The 13,961-nt window shown below is 72.6% G+C and carries 12 protein-coding genes; 3 read left to right on the top strand and 9 right to left on the bottom strand.

What is annotated here, in order from left to right; genetic code table 11:
- Positions 1-84 precede the first annotated feature (84 nt).
- From ACFYWM_RS26815 to ACFYWM_RS26825, 3 genes are all read right to left on the bottom strand, one after another.
- On the bottom strand, positions 85-630 hold the full coding sequence (locus tag ACFYWM_RS26815) for a GNAT family N-acetyltransferase (protein ID WP_389918582.1): 546 nt from the start codon (positions 628-630) through the stop codon (positions 85-87).
- Positions 627-1,046, bottom strand: a complete 420-nt coding sequence (locus ACFYWM_RS26820; RefSeq protein ID WP_389918585.1) for an arsenate reductase ArsC — start codon at positions 1,044-1,046, stop codon at positions 627-629. The genes ACFYWM_RS26815 and ACFYWM_RS26820 overlap by 4 nt, the downstream gene beginning before the upstream one ends.
- A gap of 146 nt (positions 1,047-1,192) precedes the next feature.
- The gene (locus ACFYWM_RS26825) at positions 1,193-1,585 is read right to left on the bottom strand and encodes a metalloregulator ArsR/SmtB family transcription factor (protein ID WP_389918588.1); all 393 of its coding nucleotides are present in this window, start codon (positions 1,583-1,585) and stop codon (positions 1,193-1,195) included.
- Between the two features lie 124 nt (positions 1,586-1,709).
- Here ACFYWM_RS26825 and ACFYWM_RS26830 point away from each other — a divergent pair, with 124 nt between their 5' ends.
- Positions 1,710-2,192 carry an ArsI/CadI family heavy metal resistance metalloenzyme gene (locus ACFYWM_RS26830; RefSeq protein WP_389918591.1) on the top strand — a complete coding sequence of 161 codons (483 nt, stop codon included), beginning with the start codon at positions 1,710-1,712 and terminating at the stop codon, positions 2,190-2,192.
- A gap of 118 nt (positions 2,193-2,310) precedes the next feature.
- Here ACFYWM_RS26830 and ACFYWM_RS26835 read toward each other — a convergent pair whose 3' ends face one another.
- Complete coding sequence (locus ACFYWM_RS26835) at positions 2,311-2,973, bottom strand: hypothetical protein (protein ID WP_389918594.1); 663 nt, start codon at positions 2,971-2,973, stop codon at positions 2,311-2,313.
- Between the two features lie 175 nt (positions 2,974-3,148).
- Between ACFYWM_RS26835 and ACFYWM_RS26840 the strand changes: the two genes are divergently transcribed.
- Positions 3,149-4,360 (top strand): hypothetical protein, encoded by a 1,212-nt coding sequence (locus ACFYWM_RS26840; protein ID WP_389918597.1) that lies wholly within the window; start codon positions 3,149-3,151, stop codon positions 4,358-4,360.
- Positions 4,361-4,547: 187 nt separating this feature from the next.
- Here the strand turns inward: ACFYWM_RS26840 and ACFYWM_RS26845 are convergent, their stop codons facing one another.
- Positions 4,548-4,973: a hypothetical protein gene (locus ACFYWM_RS26845; RefSeq protein WP_389918600.1), complete on the bottom strand. Its 426-nt coding sequence runs from the start codon at positions 4,971-4,973 to the stop codon at positions 4,548-4,550.
- A gap of 401 nt (positions 4,974-5,374) precedes the next feature.
- Between ACFYWM_RS26845 and ACFYWM_RS26850 the strand changes: the two genes are divergently transcribed.
- Positions 5,375-5,710, top strand: a complete 336-nt coding sequence (locus tag ACFYWM_RS26850) for a hypothetical protein (RefSeq protein WP_389918602.1) — start codon at positions 5,375-5,377, stop codon at positions 5,708-5,710.
- A gap of 99 nt (positions 5,711-5,809) precedes the next feature.
- Here the strand turns inward: ACFYWM_RS26850 and ACFYWM_RS26855 are convergent, their stop codons facing one another.
- From ACFYWM_RS26855 to ACFYWM_RS26870, 4 genes are read right to left on the bottom strand one after another with little or no spacing between them, the layout of a single operon-like run.
- Positions 5,810-10,021 carry an amino acid adenylation domain-containing protein gene (locus tag ACFYWM_RS26855; protein WP_389918604.1) on the bottom strand — a complete coding sequence of 1,404 codons (4,212 nt, stop codon included), beginning with the start codon at positions 10,019-10,021 and terminating at the stop codon, positions 5,810-5,812.
- Positions 10,002-10,400: an acyl carrier protein gene (locus ACFYWM_RS26860; protein WP_389918607.1), complete on the bottom strand. Its 399-nt coding sequence runs from the start codon at positions 10,398-10,400 to the stop codon at positions 10,002-10,004. The genes ACFYWM_RS26855 and ACFYWM_RS26860 overlap by 20 nt, the downstream gene beginning before the upstream one ends.
- A complete protein-coding gene (panD, locus tag ACFYWM_RS26865) occupies positions 10,400-10,825 on the bottom strand; it encodes an aspartate 1-decarboxylase (RefSeq protein WP_389918885.1) in 426 nt (141 codons plus the stop codon). The genes ACFYWM_RS26860 and panD overlap by 1 nt, the downstream gene beginning before the upstream one ends.
- 13 nt (positions 10,826-10,838) lie before the next feature.
- The gene (locus ACFYWM_RS26870) at positions 10,839-13,961 is read right to left on the bottom strand and encodes an amino acid adenylation domain-containing protein (RefSeq protein ID WP_389918610.1); all 3,123 of its coding nucleotides are present in this window, start codon (positions 13,959-13,961) and stop codon (positions 10,839-10,841) included.

Below are 13,961 nucleotides of genomic sequence, written 5' to 3' on the forward strand. Positions count from 1 at the left end.
GTGATCTGCGCGACGTGCCGCGAGAGTGTCGGTGCGCGACGTTCGGTTCGTCGCACACTGGCACTCCCAGGTCCGTGTGTGGTGTCAGGAGATGACCGGGCTGCGTCGCTCGATCAGTACGACGTCGCGCCAGAGGCCGTGGTGGCGGCCGATCCGTTCCCGGGTGCCGATCACCCGGAACCCGGCGCGGGCGTGCAGCGCGAGGCTGGCGGTGTTCTCGGGGAAGACGCCGGACTGGATCGTCCAGATTCCGGCGGCCTCGGTGGAGGCGATCAGCGCCGCGAGCAGCGCGGAGCCGACGCCGCGGCCTCGGGCGGCGGGGTGGACGTAGACCGAGTGCTCCACCACCCCGGCGTAGGCGCACCGGTCGGAGACCGCGACCGCCGCGACCCAGCCCAGCACCCGGCCGCCGCCGGTGTCGCCGTTCTGGCCGCCGTCGGCGTCAACGGCCTGGTCGACGGCGACGTGGCGGTGGGCGGGCAGCTTGGCCGCCTCGAAGTGCTCCCAGGCCGGGACGGTGGTTTCGAAGGTGGCCTGGCCTTCGTCGATGCCGAGCCGGTAGATGGCCAGCACCTGGGCGGCATGCCCCGCGGTCATGGCCGTGACGCGCGGCCCCGCGTCGGTGCTCACGCCCGCTCCACCGGGGCGGGGGCCAGCTCGGCGAGCAGCGCGCGGACGCGGGCGTCGATCTCGTCGCGGATGCGGCGTACCTGCTCGACGCCTTGGCCGGCCGGGTCGGCCAGTTGCCAGTCCTCGTAGCGCTTGCCGGGGAAGACGGGGCAGGCGTCGCCGCAGCCCATGGTGACGACCACGTCGGAGGCCTGGACGGCCTCGGTGGTGAGCGGCTTGGGGAACGCGCGGGTCAGGTCCAGGCCGAGTTCGGCCATGACCGTGACGACGGCCGGGTTGACGGAGTCGGCGGGAGCCGATCCGGCCGAGCGGACGGTGACGCGTCCGGCGGCGTGATGCTCCAGCAGGGCGGCGGCCATCTGGGAGCGTCCGGCGTTGTGCACGCACACGAACAACACCTCGGGGACGGTGAGCACGATGACTCCTTGAACGAGGGCGGCGGCTTCTTGAACGAGGGCGGCGGCACGCGGCCGATCGGCGGTGACCGAAGGTGGCGCTGAAGGTGGCGACAACCGCCCCACCGCTCCGGCCGCCGGGGCGGGCGGTGCCTGCGTGGTGTCGCTCATGCCATCGTCGTGGCGCGTGGTCCCAGGATCGCCGACAGCCGCGCCAGCACGCCGGGGTTGACCCAGTAGTAGACCCAGGTGCCGCGTCGTTCGCAGTCGATCAGCCCGGCGGTGCGCAGCACCTTCAGGTGGTGGCTGATGGTCGGGCCGGTCAGGTCGAAGGCGCCGGTCAGGTCGCACACGCACGCCTCACCGCCCTCGTGGCAGGCGATCGGTGACAGCAGGCGCAGCCGTACCGGATCGGCGATCGCCTTGAACAGCGGCGCCGGCTCCTCGGCCTCGGCAGTGTTCAGCGGCTCGCACACCAGCGGCGCGCAGCACGCCTGCCCGGCTCCGTCGGACCCGCCGGTCCCGGCGAGGTCCACGATCGGCAACGCTTGTTTCGGCATATCTCTAAGTTGACATATCTCTAATCAGCATTGCAAGCTGAGGACGTCCGCTATCTAGATGTTTATCTAAACAGCGGCGAAGCGGTGACGGTCACCGCCCCACCACCGATCGTGGAGGATCGCCATGTCCCGTGTTCAGCTCGCCCTGCGCGTCTCCGACCTGGAGGGCTCGATCGCCTTCTACTCCAAGCTGTTCGGTGTCGAGCCCGCCAAGCGCCGTCCGGGGTACGCCAACTTCGCCGTCGCCGAGCCCCCGCTGAAGCTGGTGCTGCTGGAGGGCGAGGAGGGCCACGACACCCGCCTGGACCATCTCGGCGTCGAGGTCACCGGCACCGCCCAGGTGGAGGCGGCCACCCGGCGCCTGAAGGAGGCGGGGCTGGCCACCTTCGAGGAGAACGACACCTCCTGCTGTTACGCCCTGCAGGACAAGGTGTGGGTGACCGGCCCCGGCGCCGAGCCGTGGGAGGTCTACGTCGTCAAGGCCGACGCCGACGTCCTGGGCAAGTCCGCGAGCACCACCCAGGATCCGGCGGCCCCTTGCGCCTGCGACCCGAGCGCGAAGGAGGCCGGCGAGCGGTCTCCGGCGGCGAGCAGCGCCTGCTGCTGAGGAACCGGCCGCAGATCTTCCTCACCCCGCTGTGGCGTGCGGTCCGGCGGACGTGTGACCACACGCCTGCCGGAACGGGTCCGTCGCAAGGGCTCGCATCCGGTATCCGGGTACGGGCCTACCGTCGAGGTTCGCCCACGGTCAGCATGTGGTCGGCGCCGCGCTGGAACTCATAGGGGACCCCGCGCACCGTGCACACCAGCCCTTCGGCTCGTAGATCCGCCTGAAGCGCGTCAAGGAAGCCGACCGGCTCACTGTCGCCCAGGCGGACCAGGGGGAAGATCCTGACCTCACCTCGGCTGACCCGGCTCATCTCCTCGATCGCCGACCGGTGCCACTCCCGATCCAGGCGCCCGGCCCAGGTGAACAGCAGGTGTGAGCACAGCACCATGTCGACGCTGCCGTCGGCCATCGGGAGACGCGGCAGGCCGGCCGCGAGATACGAGGCCGGATGCCTGCGAATATCGGCCATGAACTCGCTCCTGGCGTTGACGCGCATCTCCTGACGCCGTTCCGCCGAGCCGTACCACTCCCACACGAACCGGTCCGTGTTCGCGTCGATCATCGCATCGCCCCGGTCCAGGTCGGCCGGCAGACGGTCGGCGAGCGCTGCGGCGCCGAGCGCGTAGAGCGGGTCCGCCGCCAGGGCCCGGGCTCCCATCGCCCTGGCCCCCGCGACGAAACCGGACGCCCCGCCACCGCAGTCGAGAACGACGCCGTCCAGGTCGCGGTCGTCGATCGCGAACATCGCCCGGTACTCGGCGAAGGAACGAGACGACATGATCATTTCCGTCTGACTCACTACCGTGCCTCCAGCTTCCGCAACCGTCTTTCGTGCCGCCTGGCCGCCTGGCCGCCCCGATCGCCGGCCGCCCGTCTGATCAACCTGTTCAACTGTTCTCGATCGATCATGTCCTGTGCTGTTCATGAAGGTCGTTCCGTACGATGATCTCCGCATGTCGTCCCGTACGTCCGCCGTGCTGGCGGGCCCGGCCCTGGCCGTCCTGACCGTCCTGGCCGCCGGATGCACCGATCCGGCCGCCGACCGGGTGCCGTATGTCAGCGCGACCCGGCCTCTGGTGACCCCGCCACTGCCGTCGCTCACCAGGGTCCCGCCACCACCCTCGCCGATGTCGTCGCTCACCGTGGTCCCGCCGCCGCCCTCGCCCATGCTGACCTCGGCTCCGGAGCACCCGTTCCCGATGGCGACCTCCCTGGCCGAGCCCATGGCGACCGGAGCGCCCCTGACCGCGACGGGCCCGCCGCGGTTCTTCGTCTCCGCGCGCACTCCGCTCACCCGCTTCCCCGGCAGGTCCAAGACCGCTGTCCTCACCCCGGTGCCGCCCGCCGTGCACAACGCCGAGACGGGGGCGTTCATCGCGAACGTCCCGTTGCCGCCCGGCATCGACAGCTCCTGGCACCTCGTGGACGCCGCCCCGGACAACCGCCTGTTCGCCATCGCCGGCTGGACCGAGCCGACGAATATCGGCATCCGCTTCTTCGTGGTACGCCTCGACGAGGACGGGCGGCCGGGGAAGCCGGTGGCCATCCCGCAGACCGACCCTGACGAGCTGTCGCTCGTCCACGACCTCGCGCTCAGCGCCGACGGCACCCGGCTGGCCTACGCCACACCGCTCATCGGAGGCGGCGCCAAGATCTCCGTGCTCGACGTCGCCACCGGCCGGCGCCTGGACTGGAAGACGTCGACGCACTCGATCGTGAAGGGCCTGTCCTGGGCTCCGGACGGCCGCTCGCTCGCCTACGTGCTGGCGGGCCGGTCCATCGCCCTGCTCGACCTCGCCCGCCTGGGTACGGACCCGGACGACGCCGTGTCCCGGATCGTCATGAACGCCACGGGTGCCCTGCCGTTCGCACTCGAGTCGGTCGCCCACACCGCTGACGGCAGCGCGCTGATCTACTCGTCCGGGCACACCGTCGAACGCGTTCCCCTGGCGGGCGGGCCCGCGCAGGTCCTGGCCCGGCCGGAGTTGCCGCCCGGCGCCTCGCTGACCCTGCCCGTCAGCGTCGACGGGACCGGCGAGCACCTGCTTTACGTGCACGGGTGGCGCGCCTACCGGGCCAATCTCGCCGACGGCGTGATCACCTCGGTGCCGATCACGGTCGACGAGCATCAGGGGAAGGGCGGCTCGCCGCGAGCGGCCTGGTGACCACCGGCTGAAGCGGCCGCCCGGCTCCGCGATCTCGGCGCGGTGCCGTATCGATCACCGATGACGTCCGCGCTTCGGGGGGCCGGTGGCGATGGAGCGGAATCCGATGAATCCGCCCCTGGCCCGCTGCGATGTGACGTTGTCGCTTGGCTCTGTATCGTCTCCGGTCACAGCAGCCCTCGCGCCTTTACGATGTAGATTCGTTTCCTCGTCCGGACGGCCCCGGGCCGGTACGGCGGTTCCGGGGTGCCCTCACATCGGAGCGGGTCAGAGGTGGTTCGACCGGGACCCCTTCGAGTGCCGGTCCCTGTCTCACTCCTGGCCGTGGTACGCGCAGCTCACGGCGCGTCCGGCGGCGGTCGCGGCGGCGCTCCTCGCGGCGGAAGCGGGACCACTCCCGGCCCCCGTGGCCGTAGCCGAACAGGTGGTAGGCGTAGGCGGTGGCGCTCCAGTGGCAGCCGCCCGTGCGGTGGCTCAGGGACGCACTGTCAGCGGTGATCTCGTCCGGCAGCGCGCAGGGCCCGAACCGGTGGTCGTGCACGGGCAGGCAGGTCGCCATCGGCGCGTCGGCCATCCGTACCCACCAGGGCCGGGTCTTGTCGGTCTTGCTCATACGGTCACCTTTCGGCTCCGCGACGCCCCGGGCTGGGGCCGTCACAAGACCGGACGCACCGTGATCACCTCCGACTTCATGGGATATACAAGACCAAAAGCCCATTAGAACCGAAAGCGACTTCGCCGCTCAGGGAAACCGATTTCGACGCTACTACGAACCGCTGGAATGCGCGGTATGCGGTGCACAGCTCCCCGTTGACCAGACCGGGCGGCGGCAGCGGGCGTCGCGAAGCTGGGCGAGACGGGCAAAAGCCCTTGGAGCTGGGGATTGTCACGTAACGCAAGTGGCGATTACGGCCCGTCGAACCGTCACGCGGGGCTACTGTTCGTGTCCCGACAGTAAAAGCCCCGGCGGGTGCGGGAACACCCCCGGGACATGGCACACGGAGAACCTTCCGCATGCGAATACACCGTACCAAGCACACGACCAATTTCACGGTCCTGCCGAATTCCTCTCTCAGAGACCGGCGGCTTTCCTTCGCCGCGCGCGGTCTGCTCTCCTACCTTCTGTCCCTTCCCGAGAGCATCCGCCAGGACATCAAGACTCTCGCCGCCGGCAACCCCGAGGGCCAGGAGGCCATCGCGCGGGCCATGCGGGAGCTGATCACCCACGGTTACCTGACGCGCGAGCGCGTCCGGAACGCGTCAGGGCGGATCTCCACCGTGGTGGACGTCTACGACACCCCCCAGGACGGCTGTCAAGGCGTCGAAGAGCAGGCCAGACCGCGGATGTGAAACGCGGCGTCGCCCTCGCGCGCGGCCTGTTGAGAGCCCGTCGCCCCGTGGCGGCATAGGGAACCGTGCCCCGCTCGGGAGGCGGGCCTCAGGGGATCTTCAGGGGATGAGGAGGCGGCTGATCTGGTCGACGTGGGGGGCTCGGAGGAGTTCGTGGTGCTCACCTCGGATCTCGCGGACGGTCAGGTCGGAGACGGTCTGCCGCCATCCGGCCTCCTGGACGGCCCTCAGCTTGGGCGGGTGCAGCTCACCGGCCAGGAGCGTGACCCTTCCGTGGAACCAGCCGGCCCGGTATCCGGCCAGGCCGCGCAGGCTGTCGCGCCACAGCCGCAGCAGCCCCGGCCCGTACGCCTCGTAGTAGGCGGCCACCTGAGGGGGTGTCACGCCCAGGCCCGCGAAGAACCCCACCTGCGAGTCGAGCAGGACCTGCCCCGCCTCCGCCGGTCCCAGCGGGGCCAGCCGGTCGATCAGCGCCTCAAGCTCCCCCAGCTCGTCCAGGAGGTCGGTCACGAACACCTCGGGCAGCACCGAGTCGATCAGCACCACGTGGTCGACGCGGTGGCCGAGCGCCTGCAGCCTCCTGGCGGTCTCGAAGGCCAGTACCCCGCCCGCCGACCAGCCCGCGAGCGTGTAGGGCCGCTCCATGTCCAGCCCGGACGCGACCAGCTCGCCGGCGTACGTGGCGGCCATCTCCGGCAGCGAACCGGCGCTCACCCCCGACTCCAGCGCCTGCAGCGCGTAGACGGGCCGGTGCGCGGCGAGCCTGGCCGCGAGCCCCGCGTAGCAGAGCGCGGAGCCGCCGAGGGGGTGGAAGCAGTAGAGCGGGTCCCCGACGGGCGAGGACACGGCCAGCGGGGTGATCACGGGAGGCCGGGCGGCGGGAGAGGCGTCGGCCTCCCGCTCGCCGGCGCGTCCCTTGAAAAGCCCGCGAACGTCGCCGGAAGCGGACCCGTGACCGGACTCGGGACCGGAGCCGTAACCCGAAGCGCGGTTGGGGTCGGGGTCAGGGACGCGGTCGCGACCAAGGTTGTGACCGGGAGCAGAACCAGGGCCGGGACCAGGGCCGGGACCAGAGCCAGAGCCAGAGGCAGAGCCATGATCCTGCTCAGGGGCCCGGCGGGGGCCGGGGTCCTGGCCGGGGTCGGGGCGGTGCCCGGAGAGCCGGTCGGGGACGGCGGCCGACACGAGGGTGGCGAGGCCGCTGACGGTGGCGTTGGCGAGGAACTTGCGGAGCTTGACCTTCACGCCCAGCCGCTGCTCCACCCCGGCCATCAGCCGTACCGCGCCGAGCGAGTCGATGCCCCTGGCGAACAGGTCCTCGTCCGCGCCGACGTCGTCGGAGCCGATCCCGAGCAGGCCCGCGATGAGGTCGGCGATCTGCCCCTCGACGGCGGTGCGCGGCCGGGACGGAGCGGGTTCCTCCGCCGTCTCCCGCGCGGTCGCGGCGCTCACCTCCGGCAGCGCGGATCGGTCCACCTTCCCGTTGCGGTTGAGCGGGATCGCGGGCAGCGGCACGAAGACCGAGGGCACCATGTACTCGGGCAGGCTCCGTGCCAGGCCCGCGCGCATCTCGGCCGCCGTGGCGGTGCCGACGACGTAGGCGACGAGCCTGCGTCCGGCGCTGGATCCGGCAGCGGATCCGCCACCGAGCCCGCCACCGGGTCCTTCTCGTACGGATCCGGCCCCCGGTCCAGCGGGAACGGGAGCGGCGACGACCACCGACTGCTCGACCCCCGGCAGTTCGTCCAGGGCTGCCTCGACCTCTCCCGGTTCGACACGGAACCCCCTTATCTTCACCTGGTCGTCGATCCTGCCGAGGAACTCGAACTCCCCGTCGGCCCGGAGCCTGCCCAGGTCGCCCGTACGGTAGAGCCGCGAGCCCGGGACGCCGTAGGGGTCGGGCAGGAAGCGCTCGGCGGTGAGCGCGGGCCTGCCGTGGTAGCCGCGCACCACGCACTCGCCGCCGATGTACAGCTCTCCCGGCACGCCCATCGGGAGGGGCCGCATCGCCTCGTCCAGCACGTACATGGTGGTGCCGGGGATGGGCCTGCCGATGGGGACCAGCTCGCCGCCGATGGGGCCGGTCACGGTGTGCACGCAGTTGGCGACGGACGCCTCGGTCGGGCCGTACTCGTTCAGCAGCACCGGCGCCGGGTCCAGCGCCTGCCAGAAGGCCAGCGCCCGGCTGGGGAAGGCGTCGGCGCCCACCACCAGTACCCCGGCCAGGCCCGCGGCCTGCTCGGCGGAGAGCTGCCCCGCCAGGACCTCCAGGTGTCCGGGGGTGAGCTTGACGAACCCGTACGGCCTCGCGGACAGGGCGGCGCCCAGCTCGTCCAGCGGGGTGTCCTCGGCCGCGACGTGCAGGCACTGGCCGACCACCAGCGGCGTGTAGATGTCGGGCACGACCATGTCGTAGGCGACGGAGGAGAACAGCGGGGCGCCCCCCACCCCACCGACGGCGTAGGCGGACACGCACCAGCGCAGGAAGTTCACCAGGCCCCGGTGCGGGACCATGACGCCCTTGGGCCTGCCCGTGGAGCCGGAGGTGTAGATGAGGTACGCCATGCTCTGCGGCGTGCCGGTCGTCACGGGGTCGCCGGAGGGGTACCCGGAGGTCTCGGCCTCCAGGGCCGCCGCGTCGTCCAGGACGAGACGGGCGCCGGAGTCGGCGACCATGTAGTCGAGCCGCTCGGCGGGCAGCCCGGGGTCGAGCGGCAGGTAGGCGGCCCCGGCCTTCCACACGCCGAGGAAGGCGGCGACGAGCCAGTCGGAGCGTTCGAGGCGGACGGCGACGACGCTCTCGGGGCCCATGCCCCTGCCGCGCAGCCAGTGCGCGATCCGGTTGGCCCTGGCGTTCAGCTCCCGGTAGCTCAGCCGGACGGCGCCGAAGGCGAGCGCGACGGCCTGGGGGGTGAGCCGGGCCTGGCGTTCGAAGAGCTCGTGGGCGCGGACGTCGAGCGGGCCCAGCGCTTCGGGCCCCCGGCAGGCCGCGAGCAGCGCCTCGCGCCGGCCGGGCGGGAGGATCTCCAGGGTGCCGAGCGGCGCGCCGGGCGAGGCCGCGGCCTGGGCGAGCAGGTGGACGAAGGACTCGGCGAGCCGCCGTACGGTGTCCGGCTCGAACAGGTCGGTGCGGTAGGTGAGGTGTCCCAGCAGGCCCCCGTCCCCTCCCCCGGGCATCAGGGACAGGGCGAGGTCGTACTTGGCGGCGGTGTCGGGGAACTCGAACGCCTCCACGGCCAGGTCCCCCAGCGCCGTGGCGCCCGCCAGGCCGGCGTGCATCTCGTACAGGACGCGGAACGGCGGGGTGCGGCCCTCGACCTGCATCGGGTACGGCAGGTGCTGGTGGGTGAGGGCGTCCAGGCAGTAGGCGCGGGTGCGGCGCAGCAGCTCGGTGAGGCTCGGGTCGCCCGACAGGTCGGCGCGCATCACGACGGTGTTGAAGAAGGCTCCGACCAGGTGCTCTGAGTGCGGGGTGGCGCGGTTGGCGACGGTGCTGCCGATCGCGACGTCGTCCTGGCCGCAGTGGCGCGACAGCAGGGCGGCGAACGCGGCGAGCCCGGCCATGTAGGGGGTGGCCCGGCAGCGCCGGGCGACGGCGCCGAGCGCGGCGGCCGTCGCCGCGGGGACGGCGAAGGTCACGACCGCCCCCTCGGGGGCGCTCTCGGCGACCGGGACGCGGTCGGCGGGCAGGTCCAGCACGGGGAGCCCGGCCAGGGCGGCCCGCCAGTGCCGCAGGGCGGGCTCCAGGTCGATCGCCCGCTCGGCCGCCACGACCTCCTCGTACGGGGCGGGCAGCGGGGGCAGCGGGCGGGGCGCTCCCTCGGCGCGAGCCCGGTAGAGGGTGTCGAGCTCGCGCAGGAACACGCCCATCGACCACTCGTCGAAGGCGATGTGGTGCACGGTGAGCACCAGCACGTGGTCGTCGTCGGCCAGGCGGGCGAGGCGGGCGCGCAGCACCGGCCCCGCCGTCAGGTCGAACGGCCGCCGGGCCTCGGCGGCGGCCGTCTCGCGTACCGCCTCCTCCGACCCGGCGAAGTACAGCGGCAGCTCGACCGGGGCCGGGGGCAGCACGGACGCCACCGGCAGCCCTCCGGCGCTCGCGTAGACGGTGCGCAGCGCCTGGTGTCGGGCGACGAGGTCGCCGAGCGCCCCGGCGAGCGCCGGGACGTCGAGCGTGCCGCGCAGGCGCAGCGCCAGGCACACGTTGTACTCCGTGCCCGCCGGGTCCAGCTGGTGGCCGAGCCACATGCGCTCCTGGGCGTACGACAGCGGCACCCCGGTCCTGGGCGTCTCAGGCGCTGCGACCGGCACCTTCCACCCCCAGCGGTGAGAGCGAGGTCCCTGCCTCCAGCATCCCGGTGACCACCTGGGCGAGCTCGCCCACCGTCGGGTAGGTGAACACGTCGGCGACCGGGACCTCGACGCCGTGCCGCGCCCGGATGCGGGCGACGATCTGGACGGCGACCAGCGAGTGCCCTCCGGCCTCGAAGAAGTCGTCGTCGGGGCCGACCGCGTCCAGGCCGAGCAGCAGCGCCCAGTCGTCGGCCAGTGCCCGCTGGACGGACTGGACGGAGGTGTGCGCGGACGCTTGGGAAAAAGCGGGCGTGGACGCTTGAGAAAAAGCGGGCGTGGACGCTTGGACGGAGGTGTGTGCGGGCGCTTGGACGGGGGTGTGCGTGGGCGTGCTCATCATGGTCTCCTCGCCGCGCCCGCGGGCACGAGCTGGTCCTCGGCGCCCGGTACCGGGCGGGCCGGGTCGTGGTCGACGTCGACGATCCGGTTGGCGCCGTCCACGTGGACGACCAGGGGCCGGTAGCCCGGCAGCTCGGCGCCCGTGTACTGGCCGTAGGAGATCAGGATCACCATGTCCCCGGGCGCGACCAGGTGGGCGGCGGCGCCGTTGACGCCGATCACCCCGCTGCCGCGCTCGCCGGTGATGACGTAGGTCTCCAGGCGGGCGCCGTTGGTGATGTCGACGATCGCCACCTGCTCGCCCTCCATCAGGTCGGCGGCCTCCATCAGGTTCTCGTCGATCGTCACCGAGCCGACGTAGTGCAGGTCGGCGTGGGTGACGGTCGCTCGGTGGATCTTGGATTTGAACATCGTGCGCAGCATCTCGGACTTCCGTTCACGCATGGGGGACCGGTGACAGTGCCGAGAGCGGCGCGTGCGGTTCGCGCACCGCCGCTCCCAGCAGATGCAGCCATGCATCCACCAGGCCCTCGACGGTGGGTCCGTCGAACAGGCCGGTGTTGTAGGCGACCTCGCCGATGATCGAGTCCGGGGTCTCCGCGACCGAGCAGACGAGGTCGGCGACCGTGGTACGCGTCGCCAGGTCGATGGGGGTCACCGTCAGCTGGGGCAGGCGCACGCTCTCGGCGCCGGTGAGCGCGCTGAGCGGGACACCGTTGAAGATGACGTCGAAGAACGGGGTGCGGCCGGGGCGGCGCGGCGGGCGCAGCGCCTGGACCAGCCGCTCGAACGGCACGTCCTGGTGGGCGTAGGCGCCGTGGACGACCTCGCGGACGCGCTCCAGCAGCTCGGCGAAGGTCGGGTCGCCGCCGCAGGGGGTGCGCAGCACCAGCGTGTTGGCGAAGAAACCGATCATCTGCTCGGTCTCCGGACGGGTACGGCCGGGCACCGGGGAGCCCACGGCGACGTCGCCGCCGCACGCCTGGTGGAGCGTGGCCTGGAAGGCGCCGAGCAGGGCGGCGAACAGCGTCGTGCCCGCCTCCCGGCTGAGCCCGCGCAGCCCCTCGGTGACCCGCTCCTCGATCATGAAGGAGGTCCTGGCGCCCGCGTAGGTCTGCACGGGCGGCCGCGGCCGGTCGACGGGCAGCTCCACCGGGGTGAGCCCGGCCAGCTGGTCGCGCCAGTAGCCGAGCTGCTCGCCGTCGGCCGCCTGGCCGCGCTGCCAGGCGGCGTAGTCGGCGTACTGGGCGCCGGGCTCGGGCAGCACGGCGGGGCGGCCGGACAGCGCGGCCTCGTACAGGGTGGCCAGCTCCTGCCAGAACACCTGCTCGGAGCCCGCGTCGTAGCCGACGTGGTGGACGACCATGGAGAAGACGTGCTCGTAGTCGTCCAGCCTGGTCAGCCTGGCCCGCACCGGCGCGGCGGCGGCGAGGTCGAACGGCTCGTCCCAGTCGGCCTGCAGCGCGTCGGAGGCGGCGCCCTCGCGGGCGATGCGGGTCTCGCCGGGCGCGCTGCCCACGATCAGCCGGGGCCCCTGGGCGTCGACGCGCACCTCGGGGATGCCCTCGGGGCTCTCGACGTAGCGGGTGCGCAGGATCTCGTGCCGCGCGACCAGCTCGTCGAACGCCTGGCGGAACGCCGCCACGTCGAGGCGGCCGTGCAGGCGGCAGGCGGTCGGCACGTTGTAGGCGGTCGAGCCGGGCGCCAGCCGGTGCAGGAACCACAGGCGCTCCTGGCCGTAGGAGAGCGGCAACGGCCCCTCGCGGGAGGCGCGCGGCAGCGGCGGGAGCTGCTCGGCGCGGGTCTCGGCGACCTCCTCGGCCAGCTCCTCCAGCGACTCGGCGGAGAAGAGCAGGTACAGGGGGAAGTCGATGCGCAGGTCGTCCTGGATGCGGAACATGACCTGGGTGGCGAGCAGCGAGTTGCCGCCCAGCTCGAAGAAGTTGTCGTCCAGGCACACCTGGTCCAGGTCCAGGACGTCGGCCCAGATCGCGGCGAGCGTCTTCTGCACGGCGGTGACCGGGGGCCTGCCCTCCGAGCGCTCGGCGGGCGCGACGATCTCCGGCAGCGCGGCCCGGTCGACCTTGCCGCTGGTGGTGAGCGGCATCTCGCCGATCACCGCGATCTGCGCGGGGATGAGGTACGGGGGCAGCCGCTCGGCGAGGTGGGCCCGGAGGTCGACCGGGTCGGGGACGCTCTCAGAGGCCACGACGTAGGCGAGCAGCCGCTCCCCGGTGACCGTGACGGCGGACCGCTGGACGGCCGGGTGGGCGTCCAGGGTGGCCTCGATCTCCCCCAGCTCCACCCGGACACCGCGAATCTTGACCTGGTGGTCGGTACGGCCGAGGAAGTCCAGGGCCCCGTCCGGGCGGCGCCGCCCCAGGTCGCCGGTGCGGTAGAGCCGCGAGCCCGGCGGGCCGTAGGGGTCGGGCAGGAAGCGCTCGGCGGTGAGCGCGGGCCTGCGGTGGTAGCCGCGCGCCAGGCCGATCCCGCCGATGAACAGCTCGCCCGCCTCACCGTCGGGTACGGGATCGCCCGCCTCGTCCAGCACGTGCACGGTGTTGCCGGTGAACGGCGCCCCGATGGAGACGACCGGGCCGGCGTGCGGGTCGTGCGGGTCGTAGGTGTACAGGGTTGAGTCGATCGACACCTCGGTGGCGCCCCACTGGTTGTGCAGGCGGCACCCGTACAGGCCGATCTGCTCGTGGAAGGCGAGGGCGAGGGGCGCGGTCAGCGCCTCCCCGCTGGAGACCACGTGGCGCAGGTGCGGCAGCGGCGGCAGGCCCGCGCGGCGGTGGGCCTCCAGGAACAGCGAGAGCATGCTGGGCACGAACTGCACCACCGCGGCGCCGAAGCGGAGGCTCGCCTCCAGCAGCGCGACCGGGTCGCGGTGCTCGCCCGGCGGCAGGATCGCCACCACCCCGCCGACCGACAGCGGCCAGAACACCTCCACGGCCGAGTCGTCGAAGCTGAGCGTCGTCTTGTGCAGCACGGTCTCGCCGGGTTCGAGGCGGTGCTCGTCCTGCATCCACCGCATCCGGTTGACCCAGCCCTCGTGGGTGCTGGCCACACCCTTGGGCGTGCCCGTCGAGCCGGAGGTGTAGTAGAGGGAGACCAGGTGCTCCGGGCGCACCCCGGCGTCGGGGGGCGTCACCGGCCGGTCGTCGATCAGCGCGCTGTCGCGGTCGAGCAGCACGACGCGGGTGATGTCGCCGGGCAGCAGGTGGGCGAGGGCCTGCTCGCCCACCGAGACCGGCACCGCGCCCTCGGCGAGCATGAGCCGCACCCGCGCGGGCGGCGCGTCGGGGTCGATCGGCAGGTAGACGCCCCCGGCCTTGAGGATGCCCTGCAGCGCGATGACCAGGTCCAGTCCCCGGTGCAGGCACACCGCCACGGGGGTGTCGGCGACCACTCCCAGGTCGCGCAGGTGGTGGGCGAGCTGGTTGGCGCGCCGCTCCAGCTGGCGGTAGGTGAGGGTGTTGCCGTCGGCGTCGATGACGGCCACGGCGTGCGGGGTCCGTTCCACCTGGGCTTCGACCAGCTCGTGCAATCCGGCCAC

This window comes from Streptosporangium sp. NPDC002721 (assembly GCF_042888905.1).
Classification (GTDB): Bacteria; Actinomycetota; Actinomycetes; order Streptosporangiales; family Streptosporangiaceae; genus Streptosporangium.